The organism is Microbacterium sp. GbtcB4 (assembly GCF_019091465.1).
In the GTDB taxonomy this organism is placed as follows: domain Bacteria; phylum Actinomycetota; class Actinomycetes; order Actinomycetales; family Microbacteriaceae; genus Microbacterium; species Microbacterium paraoxydans.
In genome coordinates this window covers 1-270 of sequence record NZ_JAGXJJ010000147.1, presented here as the reverse complement: position 1 = coordinate 270, position 270 = coordinate 1, and the positions used below count along the sequence as shown (strand labels likewise).

At 70.0% G+C, this 270-nt stretch carries 1 protein-coding gene; it reads left to right on the top strand.

Annotated elements, in window-relative coordinates; genetic code table 11:
- The coding region (locus tag KVS71_RS17535; protein ID WP_302677826.1) for a DnaJ C-terminal domain-containing protein at positions 1-270 on the top strand (270 nt) is incomplete at both ends.

Sequence of the window (270 nt, the reverse complement as noted above, 5' to 3'; positions counted from 1 at the left end):
GTGACGGCGACGACCTGCTCGCCACGCTCGAGGTGTCCATGACCGATGCCATCCTCGGCACCGGGACCTCGATCGAGGGTCTCGACGGGGAGGTCGACCTGGGGATCCGCGCCGGTGTGCAGTCCGGTGGCGTGCTGACCATCAAGGGGCGAGGCATCACGCCGCTGCGCGGCACCCAGCGCGGCGCCCTCCGCGTCGGCGTGCAGGTGGTCACCCCCACCAAGCTCGACTCCGCACAGCGCAAGCTCATCGGGGACTTCGCCAAGAAGA